Here is a 16,533-nt window from a genome sequence, read left to right as displayed (position 1 = left end):
GACCGGGGAAACGACGTGCCCGTCGCATTCGACTCGGGCGCCCACGCCTATGACGCGCTGGTCGGCGCCAATCCCGGCTACAACGATCATCTCCGGCTCTCCGCCGAACGGATGGGACTTCCAGACGCGGGCCGCGGCCTTCGCCTGCTCGACGCCGGGTGCGGCACCGGTCTGTCCACGGCGGCGTTGCTGGCCGCCGCACCGGAAGCCGAGATCATCGCCGTCGACGGATCGGCGGGCATGCTGGCCGAAGCCCGCAAGAAGAACTGGCCGGATTCAGTGCGCTTCGTGCACAGCTATGTCGAGCATCTCGCGGATGCGGGCGTCGAAGGTCCGTTCGACGGGATCTTCGCCGCCTACCTGATCCGGAACCTGCCCGACAAGGACGCGGGGCTCCGGTCGTTCTTGAACCTCCTGCGGCCCGGCGGAACCCTTGCGGTGCACGACTATTCGGTGCGTGACTCCCTGGTGGCCACCGCGGTGTGGAATTTCGTCAGCTGCGCGGTGATCATCCCGTCCGGCCGCATCAAAACCGGCGATGCGGGGTTGTACCGCTATCTGCGCACCAGTGTGAACCGCTTCGACGGGGCCAGCGCGTTTCAGCAGCGCTTACGGGAGATCGGTTTCAGCTCGGTTCGCAGCGAGACCGTGCCCGGCTGGCAACGCGACATCGTGCACACGTTCCTGGCCAGAAAGGCGAGTTCGGCGCGCTCGTAACCGCGCAGCGGTTACGAGCGCGCCGAAATCACAAATCAGGCGGTCTCGGTGATCGGCCGGTCGACCCAGCTCATCAGGTCGCGCAGCTGTTTGCCGGTGACCTCGATCGGGTGCTCGGCGTTCTGCTTGCGCAGGCCTTCGAGCTCCTTGTTGCCGCCTTCGACGTTGGCGACCAGGCGCTTGACGAAGCTGCCGTCCTGGATGTCCTTGAGAATGGCGCGCATCCGGTCTTTGGTGCCCTCGTCGATGACGCGGGGGCCGGAGATGTAGCCGCCGAACTCCGCGGTGTCGGACACCGAGTAGTTCATCCGGGCGATGCCACCTTCGTAGATCAGGTCGACGATGAGCTTGAGCTCGTGCAGCACCTCGAAGTACGCCATCTCCGGGGCGTAACCCGCCTCGACCATGATGTCGAAGCCGGCCTTGATGAGCTCCTCGGTGCCGCCGCACAGCACGGCCTGCTCACCGAACAGGTCGGTCTCGGTCTCTTCCTTGAAGTCGGTCTTGATGACGCCGGCCCGGGTGCCGCCGATGCCCTTGGCGTAGGACAGCGCCAGCGCCTGGCCTTCACCCTTGGGGTCCTGGTGGATGGCGATCAGCGCGGGCACACCCTTGCCGTCGACGAACTGGCGACGCACCAGGTGGCCGGGACCCTTGGGAGCGACCATGCCGACGGTGACATTGGCGGGCGGCTTGATCAGGCCGAAGTGGATGTTGAGCCCGTGCCCGAAGAACAGCGCGTTGCCGTCCTCGAGGTTCGGCTCGATCTCGTTGGTGAAGATCTCGGCCTGCGCGGTGTCGGGTGCCAGCAGCATGATGACGTCGGCCCACTTGGCGACCTCGGCCGGGGTGTCGACGGCAAGGCCTTGCTCCTCGACCTTCTCGCGGGACTTCGAGCCCTCGCGCAGGCCCACCTTGACGTCAACACCGGAGTCGCGCAACGAGAGCGAGTGCGCATGCCCCTGGCTGCCGTAGCCGATCACGCCGACCTTGCGTCCCTGGATGATCGACAGGTCCGCGTCGTCGTCGTAGAACATCTCAACTGCCACTTTTGGTTTCCTTCTCTTTCTCGCTCTTGTAGCGAACGTCGGTTATTTGCCGATGCCGCGCGGCCCGCGCGCCAGCGTGACCATTCCGGACTGGGCGATTTCGCGGATCCCGTACGGCTCCAGCAGGCGCAGCAGCGCCTCGAGCTTACCGGGCGTGCCCGTGGCCTCCACCGTCAGTGATTCGGCGGAGACGTCAACCACTTTGGCCCGGAACAAGTTAACAGCTTCGATGATCTGTCCACGGGTGGCGGCGTCGGCGCGCACCTTGATCAGTGCCAGTTCGCGGGAGACCGAGTTGTCCTCGTCCTGCTCGACGATCTTGATCACGTTGATCAGCTTGTTCAGCTGCTTGGTGATCTGCTCCAGCGGGAAGTCCTCGACGGAGACGACGATCGTCATCCGCGACAGGTTCTTCTGCTCGGTGGCACCGACCGCCAGCGACTGGATGTTGAACCCGCGGCGCGAGAACAGCGAGGCCACTCGGGCGAGCACGCCCGGTTTGTCCTCGACCAACACCGACAGGGTGTGCGTGGTGGTGGCCATCAGGCGTGCCCTTCTTCCGCGTCGCCGAACAGCGGGCGGATACCGCGCGCGGCCTGGATCTCGTCGTTGCTCACACCGGCGGCGACCATCGGCCACACTTGCGCGTCCGCGCCGACCACGAAGTCGATGACCACCGGCCGATCGTTGATGGCGCGGGCCTGGGCGATCACCGCCTCGACGTCTTCCTCACGCTCGCAACGCAATCCGACACATCCCAACGCTTCGGCCAGCTTGACGAAATCGGGGATGCGACGGCTGTGGGTGGCCAGATCCGTTTGGCTGTACCGCTCTTCGTAGAACAGCGTCTGCCACTGCCGCACCATGCCCAGGTTGCCGTTGTTGATCAAGGCCACCTTGATGGGCGCGCCCTCGATGGCACAGGTGGCCAGCTCCTGGTTGGTCATCTGGAAGCAGCCGTCGCCGTCGACGGCCCACACCTCGGCCTCGGGCCGCCCGAACTTGGCGCCCATGGCCGCGGGCACGGCGAAGCCCATGGTGCCCAGACCGCCGGAGTTCAGCCAGGTGCGCGGGTTCTCGTACTTGACGAACTGCGCGGCCCACATCTGGTGCTGCCCCACCCCGGCGACGTACACAGCCTCCGGGCCGGCGATCTCACCCAGCTTGGAGATGACGTACTCCGGGCTCAGGCTGCCGTCGCTCTGCGGGGCGTAGCTCAACGGATACGTCGAGCGCACCCCGGACAGGTACTCCCACCAGTTCGCGGTGGACAGCGTGCCGGCCGAAACCCCGTCTTGGCGCAGCACCTCGGTCAGATCGGTGATGACGTGCTTGACGTCGCCCACGATCGGAACGTCGGCGTGTCGGTTCTTGCCGATCTCGGCGGGGTCGATGTCGGCGTGGATCACCTTGGCTTCGGGCGCAAACGAGTCGAGCTTGCCCGTCACCCGGTCATCGAAGCGGGTGCCAAGGGCGATCAGCAGGTCGCTCTTCTGCAGTGCCGCCACCGCTGCCACGGTGCCGTGCATACCCGGCATACCGAGGTTCTGCGGGTGGCTGTCGGGGAACGCCCCGCGTGCCATCAGCGTGGTGACCACCGGGATTCCGGTCAGCTCAGCCAGGTCGAGCAGCTGCTCGTGGGCCTCCCCGCGGATCACGCCGCCGCCGACGTAGAGCACCGGCTTACGCGCGGCGGCGATCAGCTTGGCGGCTTCGCGGATCTGGCGGCTGTGCGGTTTGGTGTTGGGCTTGTAACCGGGCAGATCCATCTCCGGGGGCCAGCTGAAAGTGCACTGACCCTGCAGGATGTCCTTGGGGATGTCGACCAGCACCGCGCCGGGCCTACCGCTGCGGGCGATGTGGAATGCCTCGGCCATCACCCGCGGGATGTCGTCACCGTCGCGCACCAGGAAGTTGTGCTTGGTGATCGGCATGGTGATGCCGGAGATGTCGGCTTCCTGAAAGGCGTCGGTGCCGATCAGTCCGCGGCCCACCTGGCCGGTGATCGCCACGACGGGAATGGAGTCCATCTGCGCGTCGGCCAGCGGAGTGACGAGGTTGGTGGCCCCGGGGCCCGAGGTGGCCATCATGACGCCGACCTTGCCGGTGGCATGTGCGTACCCGCTGGCGGCGTGCCCGGCGCCCTGTTCGTGGCGGACCAGCACGTGGCGCAGCTTCTGCGAGTCGAACAGCGGGTCGTAGACCGGCAGCACGGCGCCGCCGGGGATACCGAAGATGACGTCGACGTCGAGTTCCTCGAGCGACCGGATTACCGACTGGGCTCCCGTGAGCTGATGCGGCGCAACTCTTTTCGCTGCGCTCTTGCCTGCGGGCTTACCAGCATGCACCGGGGTTCCGTTGGCCGGCTTGGGAGCGGCGGGTTCCGGTGGTCGCTTCGTGGGTGCGCTCACGGTGTCCTCAATGGGTTCAGGTGTCGAATTGTGGGTGTTTACAGCGACGATCTCTGACGGCGGGCAACAAAAAACCCCCGTCAGCTGGCTGCTGTACGAGGGTTGCGCGTTGGTGGTGCTTGTAGCTACGTGCGGTCACGCACCAACGCGCTGACCAATTACTACAAGCATTCCGAGAGACCGCATAACACGTGACGTTAGCTTCCGCACAGGTCACGAGTCAAATTCCGGCCGTCCAGACAGATCGTGGGAGCATGGCAGGTGTGAGTTCGCGATCATCGGCAGCACAGACCGGACAGCCGACCGGGAAACCGGTCGTGATCAAGATGTCGCAGATGGCCCACTTCGCCGTCGGGTTCTTCACCCTGGGGCTGCTGGTGCCGGTGCTCAACTGGCCTTGGACCACCCCGTTGTTGATCATCCCCGTGCTGCTGTCCGCTTCGGTCATCCGTTGGCGCACCGTCGCCGACCGTGAGACGGTCACGGCCCGCACACTGCTGCGCAGCACCACCGTGCGATGGGAGCAGATCAAGGGATTGCGGTTCGAGAAGAGTGCCTGGGCGCGCGCGCAACTCACCGATGGCTCTCAGTTACGGCTGCCTGCGGTGACGTTCGCGACGTTGCCGCTGCTGACCGAGGCCAGCGGCGGCCGGGTGCCCAATCCGTACAGCTAGGCCAGCGGGTTGGCGCCGTTGAGCAGCACCCACACCGCCACTCCGGCACCGACGCCCAGCAGCAGCGCCACGAACGAGCCGATGAACGGCCGTCGCGCCCACCCCCGGCCGGCGTCGAAGCCGTACCGGCCCGGGCCCACCAGGATGATCGCGACCGCCACCACGATGAGAGTCAGCCAGAACTCCTGGCCGTCGGGCAGGAAGAACACCAGCCCGGGGTTCTCCTGCGCGGACACCGCCGCGAGCAGCCCGTTGATCAGGAAGGCCAGCGCACCCGCTGCCGCCAACGGCGTGAACAGACCCAGCACCAGCAGGACACCGGCGGCGATCTGACCGCCGGCGGCGACGTAGGTGAGGATCTCGGCGTACTGGTAGCCCAGCCCTTCCAGGGATTCGCGGAAGCCGCCGAGCCCGGAGCCGCCCCACCAGCCGAAGATCTTCTGCAGGCCGTGCGCGATCAGCAGCGCACCGAAACCCACGCGCAGGATCAGCAAGCCCAGGTCCTGGGTGCCACGACGGTTCGCGTGGCGGGCGCGGTCGTAGTCTTCCGGCTCGATCTCGGTGGGTCCGATCATCGGGCCGCGCGCCGCTTGGGGCTGCACGTACGGCAGCGGTTCGGGGTCGTTCAGCAGCCCCAGACCGTTGCTCTGCGGGTGGCTGCTGCTGTAGCCCACCGAACTCTGGTACGGGGATTGCTCTCCGTAATGCGGGATGGTGGTGGTCTCAAAGTCGCCGCCGTAGGTGGCCGACGGCAAATCGTCTTCGGGGTCGACCAGACTCGCCGACCCGGGCTTCGAGGTACCCGTCCCGGGGGATGCGGTGTCAGGCCGCTGCCAGGAGGGGTCATTCGATGGACTGGTCACGGGAGCCAGGGTAGGTCCAAAATTCCAGGAATCGGGGATTTGAGCGGCGCTTTTGCCTGGCAATATTGTGACGATTCGGTACCGCCGCGTGACGAGCGCGAGCGTGCGTGGCGCGCAGCGCCGGACAATCCGTAACCTGGCTGGCATGGTGAACCGTCGGCTGGTGGCTGCGTCGTGTGCGGGGTTGGCGGTCACGCTGACGTTGTCCACTGGATGCGCCCGGTTCGACGATGCTCAGTCGCAGCCGTTCACCACCGCGCCGCAGCTGGCCCCGCCGCCCCCGTCGACGCCGCCACCGCCGCCGCCACTGCCGGCGAAACCGTTTCCCAAGGAATGCCCGGCGCCCGGTGTCATGCAGGGCTGCCTGGAGAGCACCAGCGGGCTGATCATGGGTGGAGACGGCAAGACCGCCCTGGTGGCCGAGCGCACCACCGGTGTGGTGAAGCAGGTGTCGATCAGCGCCGAACCCAGGGTGCAGCTGACCATTCCGGTCGACGGCTCCGGTGACGGCGGCCTGCTCGACATCGTGAAGTCCCCCACCTATACGCAGGACCGCCTGATGTACGCCTACGTCAGCACCCCGACCGACAACCGGGTGATCCGGATCGCCGAGGGCGACGTGCCCAAGGACATCCTGACCGGTATCCCGAAGGGCGCCACGGGTAACTCCGGCTCGCTGATCTTCACCAGCCCCACCACGCTGCTGGTGCAGACCGGTGACGCGGGTAATCCTGCGCTGGCCGCCGACCCAGGTTCGTTGGCCGGCAAGGTGCTGCGCATCGAGCAGCCCACCACCGTCGACCAGGCACCGACGACGACGGCGATGTCGGGCATGGGAGCCGGCGGCGGCATGTGCATCGATCCGGCCGATGGGGCGCTCTACATCACCGACCGCACCCCCACCGCCGACCGGTTGCAACGCATCACCAAGGACTCGAAGACCTCCACGGTGTGGGAGTGGGCGAACAAACCGGGTGTGGCCGGGTGCGCCGCGCTGGAGGGGACCATCCTGGTGAACCTGGTCAACACCAAACAGACGGTGGCGGTGCGGCTGGCTCAGGGCACCGGCGCTGTCACCGGCGAGCCCGAGGTGGTACGCCAGGACCAGCACGGCCACGCCTGGGCGCTGCAACTCTCCGGCGACGGCAACGTCTGGGCCGCCACGGTGAACAAGACCTCCGGCGACGCGGGCAAGCTCGATGATGTGGTGTTCCCGCTGTTCCCGCAGGGCGGCGGATTCCCGCGCACCAACGCGGAAGTCACCTAATCCCGGCCGTACACTCCAACCGGAGTTCGAGGCTGGTATCAGCCTGGCTCACAACACAATCGGATGTCATGCTGCCGAGACGCTGACCAGCCTCAGCCATCGTCCGCTTCGGCGATCACCGGAACGACACCGCAACGCAACGGTTTCGTGGTGCCCGCGGCCGCCGCAGGCACCGCCTGGTCAGCGCGCGCCGGGTACGAGCCTGCGGGTCAGCCCTGACCGCAGGCGGCCATCACCAGTTCGCGCACCCGCGCCGCGTCGGCCTGACCCTTGGTCGCCTTCATGACCTGCCCGACGATCGCGCCCGCGGCCTGCACCTTGCCGCCGCGGATCTTCTCGGCGATATCGGGGTTGGCAGCCAGCGCCTCGTCGACGGCGGCCTGGATCAGTGAGTCGTCGCGCACCAGTGCGAGTCCGCGTGCGGTCATCACCGCCTCCGGCTCGCCTTCACCTGCCAGCACACCTTCGATGACCTGGCGGGCCAGCTTGTTGGACAGCTTGCCCTCATCGACCAGCTTGACCACCGCGGCCACCTGGACCGGCGTGATGGCCAGATCCTCCAGCGCCACCCCCGCCTCGTTGGCTTTCTGCACCAGGAAGTTCCCCCACCACGCCCGGGCCGCCTCACTGGAGGCGCCCGCGGCCACCGTCGCCGTCACCAGCTCGATGGCGCCGTTGTTGACCAGGTCCCGCATCACCTCGTCGGAGATGCCCCAGTCGTCCTGAATCCGCTTGCGCGCCAGCCACGGCAGCTCCGGGATGGTCGCCCGCAGCCGCTCCACCAACTCGGCGCTCGGCGCCACCGGTTCCAGATCCGGCTCAGGGAAGTAGCGGTAGTCCTCGGCGGTTTCCTTGGTGCGGCCAGGGCTGGTGTAGCCGTCCTCGTGGAAATGCCGGGTCTCCTGGGTGACGGTGCCACCGGCCTCCAGGACCGCGGCCTGGCGGCGCATCTCGTAGCGCACGGCCACCTCGACACTCTTGAGCGAGTTGACGTTCTTGGTCTCGGTGCGGGTGCCGAACTCCTTGGCGCCCTTGGGTTTCAGCGAGGCATTGGCGTCACAGCGCATCGAGCCCTGGTCCATCCGGACATCGGAGACGCCCAGGCCGCGCAGCAGATCCCGCAGCGCGGTGACGTAGGCGCGGGCGATTTCGGGCGCACGCTCGCCGGTGCCCTCGAGGGGCTTGGTGACGATCTCGATCAGCGGTACGCCGGCGCGGTTGAAGTCCGCCAGCGAGGTGGTGGCCCCGGCGATGCGGCCGGTGTCGCTGCCGAGGTGGGTCAGCTTGCCGGTGTCCTCTTCCATGTGGGCGCGCTCGATGTCGACCCGCCAGATGGTGCCGTCGTCCAGCGGCACGTCGAGGTAGCCGTTGACCGCGATCGGCTCGTCGTACTGGGAGATCTGGTAGTTCTTGGGCTGATCGGGATAGAAGTAGTTCTTCCTGGCGAACCGGCCCCAGGGTGCGATGCTGCAGTTCAGCGCCAACCCGATGCGGATCGCCGACTCCACTGCGGCCTCGTTGAGCACAGGCAGCGCCCCGGGCATTCCGAGGCACACCGGGCAGACCTGGGTGTTGGGTTCGGCGCCGAAGGTGGTGGAGCAGGGGCAGAACATCTTGGTGGCGGTGGACAGCTCGACGTGCACTTCGAGTCCCAGGACCGGGTCGTATTTGGCGATGACCTCGTCGTAGTCCAGTAGCTCGGCGGTGGCGACACTCATACCGCGAGTCTAGTGTTCAGGCCTCGGCCGGCTTCGGGTGCACACCCGGGCTCATCCCCAGGCTGTGTGACACCTTCTGCGCCCGGCCGTGCTTGTCGAGATCGGGCAGCAACGCCCGCACCTTGTCGGTGAGCGTCACCGCGAATGCCCGCCGGTCGGCGGGGTTCGGCGCCCCCGTGATCAGACCTTGGGCCTCCTGGCTCAGCCAGAACCCGTACTCAGCCGAAGAACGCGGCGGCGTCGTCGTAACGACTCTGCGGCACCAGCTTGAGCTGCTTGGTGGCATCGGCCAGCGGAACCCGGCCGATGTCCTGACCGCGCAGCGACACCATCATCCCGTACTCACCGGCATGGGCGGCGTCGGCGGCGTTCACGCCGAAGCGGGTGGCCAGCACCCGGTCGTACGGAGTCGGAGTGCCGCCGCGCTGGACATGGCCGAGCACCGTGGTGCGGACCTCTTTGTTCATCCGCTTCTCGATCTCGACGGCCAGCTGATGCGCCACGCCGGTGAACTTCTCGTGGCCGAATTCGTCCATACCGCCCTGGCGCAGCAGCATCGACCCCTCGGCGGGTTTGGCACCCTCGGCGACCACGCAGATGAAGTGCGAATCACCGCGCTGGAAGCGCCGTTTGACCAGCCGGCACACCTCTTCGACGTCGAAGGGCTGCTCGGGGATCAGTGTCATGTGGGCGCCGGAGGCCAGCCCGGCGTTCAGCGCGATCCAGCCGGCGTGGCGTCCCATCACCTCGACGAGCATCACCCGCTGGTGCGACTCTGCGGTGCTGTGCAGGCGGTCGATGGCCTCGGTCGCGATGGTCAGCGCCGTGTCGTGCCCGAATGTGACGTCGGTGCAGTCGATGTCGTTGTCGATGGTCTTGGGCACCCCGACGACGGGCACCCCTTCATCGGAGAGCCAACTGGCCGCGGTGAGCGTGCCTTCGCCGCCGATCGGGATCAGGACGTCGATACCGTTGTCTTCGAGCGTCTGCTTGATCTGGTCGAGGCCCGCCCGCAGCTTGTCGGGGTTGGTGCGGGCGGTGCCCAGCATGGTGCCGCCCTTGGCGAGCAGGCGGTCATTGCGGTCGTCGTTGGCCAGCTGGATCCGCCGGTCCTCCAGCAGACCGCGCCAGCCGTCGAGAAAACCCACCACCGATGAGCCGTATCGGGCATCGCTGGTGCGCACCACCGCCCGAATGACCGCGTTGAGCCCAGGACAGTCCCCGCCTCCGGTCAGAACTCCAATGCGCATACGTCTATCCTGCCCTCTCAGACCGCAGTCGGCAGCGCGCCCCGGGCGGCCTCGTAAGCCGCCCCCACCCGGTAGAGCCGGTCATCGGCCAGGGCGGGAGCCATGATCTGCAGGCCGACCGGCAGGTTGTCATCGGGCGACAATCCCGACGGCACCGACATGCCGCAGTGCCCGGCCAGGTTCAGCGGCAGGGTGCACAGGTCGAACAGGTACATCGCCAGCGGGTCGTCGACCTTCTCCCCCAGGCCGAAGGCCGTAGAAGGAGTCGTGGGGGTCACCAGCACGTCGACCTTCTGGTAGGCCTTGTCGAGATCGCCGGCGATCAGGGTGCGGACTTTCTGGGCCTGGTTGTAGTAGGCGTCGTAATAGCCCGCCGACAGCGCGTAGGTCCCGATCATGATGCGGCGCTTGACTTCCGGACCGAAGCCGGCAGCGCGGGTCAGGGCCATCACCTCTTCGGCGCTGTGGGTGCCGTCATCGCCGACGCGCAGCCCGTAGCGCATGGCGTCGAAGCGCGCCAGATTCGACGACACCTCCGACGGCAGGATCAGGTAGTAGGCGGCCATCGAGTGGTCGAAGTTGGGACAGTCCACCTCGGTGACCTCGGCGCCCAGTGCACGCAGCTGGTCCACGGCGGCGTTGAACGAGCTCAACACTCCAGGCTGGTAGCCCTCCCCTTCATGGAGCTGCTTGACCACGCCCACCTTGACGCCCTTGAGGTCTCCGGCGGCACCGGCCTTGGCGGCGCCCACCACATCGGGCACCTCGGCTGTGACCGACGTGGAATCCCGCGGATCGTGTCCGGCGATCACCGCGTGCAGCAGCGCGGTGTCGAGCACGGTGCGCGCGCACGGCCCGCCCTGATCCAGCGATGACGCGCACGCCACCAGGCCGTATCGCGACACGGTGCCGTAAGTCGGCTTGACGCCGACGGTCGCGGTCAGCGCGGCGGGCTGCCGGATCGAACCTCCGGTGTCGGTGCCGATGGCCAGCGGCGCCTGGAACGCGGCCAGCGCGGCGGCGCTGCCACCACCGGAACCGCCGGGAACCCGGTCGGTGTCCCACGGGTTCCGGGTGGGGCCGTATGCGGAGTTCTCGGTCGAGCTGCCCATGGCGAACTCGTCCATGTTGGTCTTGCCCAGGATCGGGATGCCCGCCGCACGCAATCGCGCCGTCACGGTGGCGTCGTACGGCGAGATCCAGTTCTCCAGGATTTTCGAACCGCACGTCGTCGGCATGTCGGTGGTGGTGAAGACGTCCTTGAGGGCCAGCGGGACACCCGCCAGGGCCGAGGGCAGCTGCTCGCCGGCGGCGACGGCCTTGTCGATCTGAGCCGCGGTGGCCAGCGCTTTGTCGGCGGCGACGTGCAGGAATGCGTGGTAGGCGCCGTCGGTGGCCTCGATCTGATCGAGGTGCGCACTCGTGACTTCGGTGGCCGAGAACTCCTTGCCGGCGATACCGTCGGCGAGCTCGGCGGCGGTCCGGCGGATCAGGTCACTCACTGGCTTTCTCCCAGGATCTGCGGAACTGCGAAGCGGCCGTCCACGGCGCGGGGCGCCTCGGAAAGCGCCTGCTCTTGGGTCAGGCAGGGTTCCACCACGTCAGGGCGGGTCACGTTCACCTCGGTGAGAGGGTTTCCGGTGGGTGCGACGCCGGTGACGTCCACCGCCTGGATCCTGCTGACATGCTCGAGGATCGCGTCAAGCTGACCGGAGAAGCTGTCGAGCTCGTCATCGGTCAGCGCCAGCCGGGCCAATCGGGCCAGATGGGCCACGTCATCTCGGGAGATCTGCGACACGAGGATCCAGCCTACAGTTCCAAAACCCGCCGACCAGCGCCCGGAGTGCCCGGCTCGGTGGGCTGTGCGACAGTGTTGCGCGTGCCTTCCTATCTGCTGCGGGTCCAGCTGGACGACCGACCGGGCAGCCTCGGCTCCCTGGCCGTCGCCCTCGGTTCGGTGGGCGCGGACATCCTTTCTCTCGACGTCGTGGAGCGCACCTCGGGCTATGCCATCGACGATCTGGTGGTGGACCTGCCGCCCGGCGCCATGCCGGACATGCTGATCACCGCCGCCGAGCGACTCGACGGAGTGCGGGTCGACAGCATTCGCCCGCACACCGGGCTCCTGGAAGCGCACCGCGAGCTGGAACTGATCGACCACATCGCCGCGGCGCCCGGCCGCGACGCCAAACTGCAGGTGCTCGTCGATGAGGCGCCCCGGGTGCTGCGGGTCGGCTGGTGCACGGTGGCCCGGCGCAGCGACGGCGGCATCGAGCGGGTGGTGGGCAGCCCGGCCGCCCCGGAAACCCAAGCCAAGTCCGCGCCGTGGCTGCCGCTCGACCATGCGACGAACCTGGACGGCACCGCCGACTGGGTACCTCAGGTGTGGCGCGACATGGACACCACCCTGGCCGCCGCCCCGCTCGGCGACCCCAATATCGCCGTCATGCTGGGCCGCCCCGGCGGGCCGGACTTCCGGCCCTCCGAAGTCGCCAGGCTGGGCTATCTGGCCGGGATTGTCGCAACGATCCTGCGCTGATCATTCTCGGCTGTCGCCGGCCGCGTTGGCGTCATCGAGCAGCTTGCGCAGCAACTCCTGCGGGTCGCCGGTGCCGAGGCGCCCTGGTTCTGGTTCGTCGGGTTGGGCGAGCGAGGGGTCGTCCGGCGCCGGCGAGCCGACGGGCGGTGGTGGTGGGGCCGCCGCCGGTGGGGGCGGCGGCGGGGCGACGGCGGGCCCGGACACCAGGGCCAGCTTGCGTTGCAGCCGCGGGATTGTGTCCGCGCGCACGGCGCGCCGCTGCTCATCGGGATCGTCATTCCCCTCGAAGCAGTTCGGCGGCGCCTCCTGCGCCGTTGTCAGCGCTTCCTGATAACCCCGGATCGCCTCATCACGATTCCCGTCACGAAAACCCAGTTCTCCCAACGTTTCCCGGACCAGTACCAAATTGATGCGCACCGGACAGGACTCCTCCAGCCCGGTGTGCTGCAACGATTGCGCGAACCGGCGCTCGGCGTCGGGAAGCCGGCCGGTCAACACGTCGCGGCTGCCCGCGGCGAAGTCGGTGGTACCCGGTTCGATGACATCGGCGATCTGCAACAGGGAAACATCGGACTCCAGAGCGTCGATGTCGTGGCTGACGAAATTCGAGCGCGCCGAGTCACCGAGGATCACCACGCTGATCAGTTTCACGCTGATCAGCAGCACCAGAACGCAGATCGGCGCGGAGTACAGATACAGGCGGCGGCGCGTCGACATGGTGCTCATAATCGCAACCTGTTCTTGTGGTACTCACGCACCGTGAACGCCACTTCCGCGAGCACCAGCGCCGCCGCCAACAACGTCAGTAGCCAATAGAGTTCGCGCCGGTCGGCCACCTGCAGCGTCTCCCCTGACGCTGCCGTCTCCGGTGCCGGCGCGATACCGCCGATGGGCTGACCTTCCCGCAGCGAATATGGCACCCCGAGTTGCCCGGCGATCTCCTGCAGCCTGGGTTGGTCGATACCTTGTCCCGTGTCATAGCCCAGCACCGCTCCGCCGGCGACCAGGCCCGGCGTCATGTCGAACTCTCCCCGCGAGACAAGGGAGTCGGGGTCGCCGGTCCCGAGGTAGAACACCAGATTGGTCGATCCCGGGTACGCGGCGACGGCCTCGTCGGCCTTCGCGCGCAGCACATCCCGCGCGGCGAAGGCGTTGGCCTGCAACACCGGATCCGGCACGGTGGGCACATACGGCGACAACCCGGAAACGAACGACCGCAGGCTCCACACGTCGTCGGACAGTGGCCAGTCCACGGTGGCGCGGGTGCCGAACGAGATCACGGCGAACCGGGCGTCGGGGTATTGATCGATCAATGCGGTGATGTCCGAACGCATCTGCGGTACCGGGGAACCGACGGATCGGTCGACGACCACGAATACGTTCACCGCCGAGGACGTCGACACGGCACTGGCCTCGACCGCGCGGCCGGCGTCCATACCGGGCCGGGCCGCCGCGGCCAGGATCAGCAGCACCGCCGCGGTGAGGCCGGCCCACCGCAGCACCGCGCGGCGGCGCCGCGGTGACGAGGGTTGAGCCCAGATACGGTAGAGCGCAAACAGTCTGAGGATGATCAGAACGGCACCGATCACCATGATCAAGGTCAGTGAACCCACCGGAGCGAAGTTCATCGGCGTAACACCACCAATGTCAGGCTGAGCAGGACGGCTGCCAGTACCGCGGCGATGAGCGCCGGCTGCGGAGTGTCCCAGGAGTCACTGGTGATCAGCCGGCCGTCGGGAAGTTCGACAGCGGGCGGATTGTCCCGAATGTCGTCGAGATGCCTTTGGAGCATTGGGTCGATGCCGGGCTCGGCCGACGCGGCCTCGGACGGGTTGTACAGCTGGAACCGCCCACCGGTGGACTCGGCCAGCGAGCGCAGTGCATCGTTGCCCTGCGGGGTGGATCGGATGACGTCGGCGCGCACGATCACGTTGATCTGCACATCGGCATCCTGGGCGAGTTGCCGTACTGCGTCGGCGGTGAACAGCGACGGGCGGGGGTCGGCTGGGTCACCCGATGCGCTGTACCCGAGGTAGACCAGTTGGCGACGCTGACCCGTGACGTTGCCCGTCTCGGGGAAACCCGACAGACACAGCGCCAGAACGTCTTCCACGCTCCGGGTGTAGTCGGTGTAGTCGAGTGACCGGGAGAACTCGGCGGCGCGCGCGGTCAGCTCCGCACGGTCGGCGTCCGATACCGGGATGTCACCATCGAGGTCCTGCTGGATGCGGGCCAGCCTCGCCAGCCCCTGCAGGCGATCGGTGACGTACGTGTGATCCCGCGTCAACGGGATGACCCGAAGGGTCTCCGAGGTCAGTCCGAGCCGTTGCCGGTCGAACGACTGCGCCTGTTGCGCATAGTGAGTGAGGAACTCCGCGCTGGTGGGGTCGGTGACGTTCTCCCCCAGGCACAACATGGTGTCCTGGGGATGGGCGGCGTCGAACGCCTGTGTCGAGGCCGGTAACCCGGTGGGTCGTGCACTGGCCACCAGCGCGGCGACGAAGGTCAGCACCAGCAACACCAGCGCGGCCGCCAACGACACCACGTAGGCCCGGTAGGCCCGGACGTACTCGGGCAGAGTGGTCAGTCGTTTCAGGTTGGCCAAGGGGCGCATGTGTTGCCGGTCGGTGGCCAACGGGGCCACCCAGGCCACCGCCGTCGCGGCGACGAGGCCCGCCAGGCCCAGCAGGATGACCGGCCACCACTTCAGTTCCACGACGCGACCAGCTCCTCGGCCTGCTGCTGTAGCGCGGCGACGTCGGCTTCGGCGCCAGGATCGAACTGTGCCGTGGTGAGCTGATCCAGCAGCGGCGCTGCCGCGACCACCAAAGGCGCTCCGCTGACGGCTATTTCGCTCACATGCATGTATGGTGCCGGCGTCCCGGTGGCCTCGGCGAGGAAGCTGCGCAGGGTGGCGCTGAGTTCGGCACACGCCTGGCCTGCGGTCAGCGCCCCGCTTCGGTGCCGTTCGCCGATTCCCCGCACCGCGTTCTCGAAGCGTCTGCGCACCAGCCAGTTGTGCATACCCGCGACAGCGGGCAGCCGCTGCAAACGGCTTGCCGGCACGGTCCAGGCGTAAACACCGATACACCATGCGATCACGGCCACGATGCCCAACACACCCGCCACCAGCCACCACCGGGAGTACGTCAACGGTTCTCCGAGGAAACGCAGCAGATCCTCAGCCGGCATGCCGATACGCCTCACTGATCTGAACCAGCTCCGACCGGATATCGGTGCTCGCCGCGATCCGCGCGAACCGCACTCTGTTGGCCGTGAGGAAGGCGTCCAGGTTCGCTACGCGGCGTTGCTCAGCGGCGCGGTAGGCCGCCAGTACCCGAGGCCCCAACGCCGCCTCGCCGAGCACGAAACGCCCTGTTGCGACGTCGAATCCGTCCCGGTCATCGTCGGCGCCCACGGCAGACATGTCCGGGATCAGCAACCACAACACCTCGTGCCGGCCGGAGAGCTGCTGCAGCGCTTTCTCCAATCCCGGCGTGACGTCGGGTTCATCGGACACCACCACCAGCAACAGCCGTGTGCGGTGCGAGCGGGCGACATACTCCAGTTGCGCGACGATGTCGCTGGCGCCGTCGGCACTGTGGCTGTAGTAGCGCTCGAGCATGCTCTCGATATGGTTCTCACCGCGACGGCTGCGGACGGTCACCGAACCACGATCGTCGCCGTACACCAGGCCGATCTCGTCACTTCGGCCCATCGCGATCACCCCGAATGCACCCATCAGGTTGGCGGCGATGTCGCGCTTGCACTCCCCGCTCGGCGCCAGCGCCGTGATGTTCCGGCCCGCATCGGCGACCAGCAGGATCTTGTGATGTTTCTCGGAGACGAACCGCTTGATCAGGACGTCACCCGAGCGCGCCGACGCCTTCCAGTCGATATCGCGGACGTCATCACCGGGCACGTAGGGCCGCAACTCGTCGAGTTCGAGGCTGCGGGTGTGCAGAAGCGCGTAGCGACCGCCCTCGAGTAGGCCCCGGGTGTCGGTGCCGAAGTGGGATTTAGCGCGGTTGAGGTGCCTGCCCAT

Annotated in this window: 18 protein-coding genes; 4 read left to right on the top strand and 14 right to left on the bottom strand. The window is 67.5% G+C overall.

All coding sequences use genetic code 11. The features are described from left to right. The first annotated feature begins 15 nt into the window (after positions 1 to 15). Positions 16 to 717, top strand: a complete 702-nt coding sequence (locus NL241_RS13125; RefSeq protein ID WP_494397770.1) for a class I SAM-dependent methyltransferase — start codon at positions 16 to 18, stop codon at positions 715 to 717. 35 nt (positions 718 to 752) lie between these two features. Here the strand turns inward: NL241_RS13125 and ilvC are convergent, their stop codons facing one another. Genes ilvC through NL241_RS13110 form a run of 3 tightly spaced genes read right to left on the bottom strand, consistent with a single transcriptional unit; the run spans position 753 to position 4,177 of the window. Beyond that, positions 753 to 1,754: a ketol-acid reductoisomerase gene (ilvC, locus tag NL241_RS13120; protein ID WP_487689386.1), complete on the bottom strand. Its 1,002-nt coding sequence runs from the start codon at positions 1,752 to 1,754 to the stop codon at positions 753 to 755. A gap of 54 nt (positions 1,755 to 1,808) precedes the next feature. After that, the gene (ilvN, locus tag NL241_RS13115; RefSeq protein ID WP_487689064.1) at positions 1,809 to 2,309 is read right to left on the bottom strand and encodes an acetolactate synthase small subunit; all 501 of its coding nucleotides are present in this window, start codon (positions 2,307 to 2,309) and stop codon (positions 1,809 to 1,811) included. Continuing rightward, positions 2,309 to 4,177, bottom strand: a complete 1,869-nt coding sequence (locus NL241_RS13110) for an acetolactate synthase large subunit (protein WP_487689062.1) — start codon at positions 4,175 to 4,177, stop codon at positions 2,309 to 2,311. The genes ilvN and NL241_RS13110 overlap by 1 nt, the downstream gene beginning before the upstream one ends. Positions 4,178 to 4,431: 254 nt before the next feature. On the opposite strand from NL241_RS13110, the gene NL241_RS13105 reads away from it, so the two are divergent. After that, positions 4,432 to 4,851 carry a PH domain-containing protein gene (locus NL241_RS13105; protein ID WP_487689060.1) on the top strand — a complete coding sequence of 140 codons (420 nt, stop codon included), beginning with the start codon at positions 4,432 to 4,434 and terminating at the stop codon, positions 4,849 to 4,851. Here the strand turns inward: NL241_RS13105 and NL241_RS13100 are convergent. Then, positions 4,848 to 5,714: a DoxX family protein gene (locus NL241_RS13100; RefSeq protein ID WP_494397769.1), complete on the bottom strand. Its 867-nt coding sequence runs from the start codon at positions 5,712 to 5,714 to the stop codon at positions 4,848 to 4,850. The two genes, NL241_RS13105 and NL241_RS13100, sit on opposite strands and share 4 nt — an antisense overlap. A 145-nt stretch (positions 5,715 to 5,859) precedes the next feature. Here NL241_RS13100 and NL241_RS13095 point away from each other — a divergent pair, with 145 nt between their 5' ends. Beyond that, positions 5,860 to 6,981: a PQQ-dependent sugar dehydrogenase gene (locus NL241_RS13095; protein ID WP_487689057.1), complete on the top strand. Its 1,122-nt coding sequence runs from the start codon at positions 5,860 to 5,862 to the stop codon at positions 6,979 to 6,981. Between the two features lie 209 nt (positions 6,982 to 7,190). Here NL241_RS13095 and gatB read toward each other — a convergent pair whose 3' ends face one another. The 5 genes from gatB to gatC all read right to left on the bottom strand — a co-directional run bounded on the left by gatB (position 7,191) and on the right by gatC (position 11,747). Further along, positions 7,191 to 8,699: an Asp-tRNA(Asn)/Glu-tRNA(Gln) amidotransferase subunit GatB gene (gatB, locus tag NL241_RS13090; protein WP_494397768.1), complete on the bottom strand. Its 1,509-nt coding sequence runs from the start codon at positions 8,697 to 8,699 to the stop codon at positions 7,191 to 7,193. A 16-nt stretch (positions 8,700 to 8,715) separates the two neighbouring features. Beyond that, on the bottom strand, positions 8,716 to 8,838 hold the full coding sequence (locus NL241_RS13085; RefSeq protein ID WP_494397767.1) for a hypothetical protein: 123 nt from the start codon (positions 8,836 to 8,838) through the stop codon (positions 8,716 to 8,718). Between the two features lie 79 nt (positions 8,839 to 8,917). Then, positions 8,918 to 9,949: an ATP-dependent 6-phosphofructokinase gene (locus tag NL241_RS13080; protein WP_494397766.1), complete on the bottom strand. Its 1,032-nt coding sequence runs from the start codon at positions 9,947 to 9,949 to the stop codon at positions 8,918 to 8,920. 17 nt (positions 9,950 to 9,966) lie between these two features. Continuing rightward, a complete protein-coding gene (gene gatA, locus NL241_RS13075; RefSeq protein ID WP_487689049.1) occupies positions 9,967 to 11,451 on the bottom strand; it encodes an Asp-tRNA(Asn)/Glu-tRNA(Gln) amidotransferase subunit GatA in 1,485 nt (494 codons plus the stop codon). Next, positions 11,448 to 11,747, bottom strand: a complete 300-nt coding sequence (gene gatC, locus NL241_RS13070) for an Asp-tRNA(Asn)/Glu-tRNA(Gln) amidotransferase subunit GatC (protein ID WP_487689047.1) — start codon at positions 11,745 to 11,747, stop codon at positions 11,448 to 11,450. Before gatC ends, gatA begins: the two co-directional genes overlap by 4 nt. 72 nt (positions 11,748 to 11,819) lie before the next feature. On the opposite strand from gatC, the gene NL241_RS13065 reads away from it, so the two are divergent. Then, positions 11,820 to 12,488 (top strand): ACT domain-containing protein, encoded by a 669-nt coding sequence (locus NL241_RS13065; RefSeq protein ID WP_494397765.1) that lies wholly within the window; start codon positions 11,820 to 11,822, stop codon positions 12,486 to 12,488. On the opposite strand, the gene NL241_RS13060 is transcribed toward NL241_RS13065, so the two are convergent. The 5 genes from NL241_RS13060 to NL241_RS13040 are packed head-to-tail and all read right to left on the bottom strand — an operon-like array spanning position 12,489 to position 16,533. Beyond that, on the bottom strand, positions 12,489 to 13,214 hold the full coding sequence (locus NL241_RS13060) for a hypothetical protein (RefSeq protein WP_494397764.1): 726 nt from the start codon (positions 13,212 to 13,214) through the stop codon (positions 12,489 to 12,491). After that, complete coding sequence (locus tag NL241_RS13055; RefSeq protein ID WP_494397763.1) at positions 13,211 to 14,116, bottom strand: hypothetical protein; 906 nt, start codon at positions 14,114 to 14,116, stop codon at positions 13,211 to 13,213. The genes NL241_RS13060 and NL241_RS13055 overlap by 4 nt, the downstream gene beginning before the upstream one ends. Then, positions 14,113 to 15,204, bottom strand: coding sequence for a hypothetical protein (locus tag NL241_RS13050; protein ID WP_494397762.1), 1,092 nt, complete (start codon positions 15,202 to 15,204; stop codon positions 14,113 to 14,115). The genes NL241_RS13055 and NL241_RS13050 overlap by 4 nt, the downstream gene beginning before the upstream one ends. After that, on the bottom strand, positions 15,195 to 15,680 hold the full coding sequence (locus NL241_RS13045; protein ID WP_487689037.1) for a hypothetical protein: 486 nt from the start codon (positions 15,678 to 15,680) through the stop codon (positions 15,195 to 15,197). The genes NL241_RS13050 and NL241_RS13045 overlap by 10 nt, the downstream gene beginning before the upstream one ends. Further along, a complete protein-coding gene (locus tag NL241_RS13040; RefSeq protein ID WP_494397761.1) occupies positions 15,670 to 16,533 on the bottom strand; it encodes a DUF58 domain-containing protein in 864 nt (287 codons plus the stop codon). The genes NL241_RS13045 and NL241_RS13040 overlap by 11 nt, the downstream gene beginning before the upstream one ends.

It is taken from the genome of Mycolicibacterium sp. SMGY-1XX (assembly GCF_059132455.1).
Note: the sequence above shows the minus strand (reverse complement) of the source record. Positions and strands in the feature narration are given on the sequence as shown.

Excerpts from the sequence above, each read along its gene's own strand:
- ilvC (WP_487689386.1), bottom strand. The coding sequence starts at position 1,754 with ATGTTCTACGACGACGACGCGGACCTGTCGATCATCCAGGGACGCAAG.
- ilvN (WP_487689064.1), bottom strand. The coding sequence starts at position 2,309 with ATGGCCACCACCACGCACACCCTGTCGGTGTTGGTCGAGGACAAACCG.
- NL241_RS13105 (WP_487689060.1), top strand. The coding sequence starts at position 4,432 with ATGGCAGGTGTGAGTTCGCGATCATCGGCAGCACAGACCGGACAGCCG.
- NL241_RS13095 (WP_487689057.1), top strand. The coding sequence starts at position 5,860 with ATGGTGAACCGTCGGCTGGTGGCTGCGTCGTGTGCGGGGTTGGCGGTC.
- gatB (WP_494397768.1), bottom strand. The coding sequence starts at position 8,699 with ATGAGTGTCGCCACCGCCGAGCTACTGGACTACGACGAGGTCATCGCC.
- NL241_RS13080 (WP_494397766.1), bottom strand. The coding sequence starts at position 9,949 with ATGCGCATTGGAGTTCTGACCGGAGGCGGGGACTGTCCTGGGCTCAAC.
- NL241_RS13060 (WP_494397764.1), bottom strand. The coding sequence starts at position 13,214 with ATGAGCACCATGTCGACGCGCCGCCGCCTGTATCTGTACTCCGCGCCG.
- NL241_RS13055 (WP_494397763.1), bottom strand. The coding sequence starts at position 14,116 with ATGAACTTCGCTCCGGTGGGTTCACTGACCTTGATCATGGTGATCGGT.
- NL241_RS13045 (WP_487689037.1), bottom strand. The coding sequence starts at position 15,680 with ATGCCGGCTGAGGATCTGCTGCGTTTCCTCGGAGAACCGTTGACGTAC.
- NL241_RS13040 (WP_494397761.1), bottom strand. The coding sequence starts at position 16,533 with ATGGGCAGGCACCTCAACCGCGCTAAATCCCACTTCGGCACCGACACC.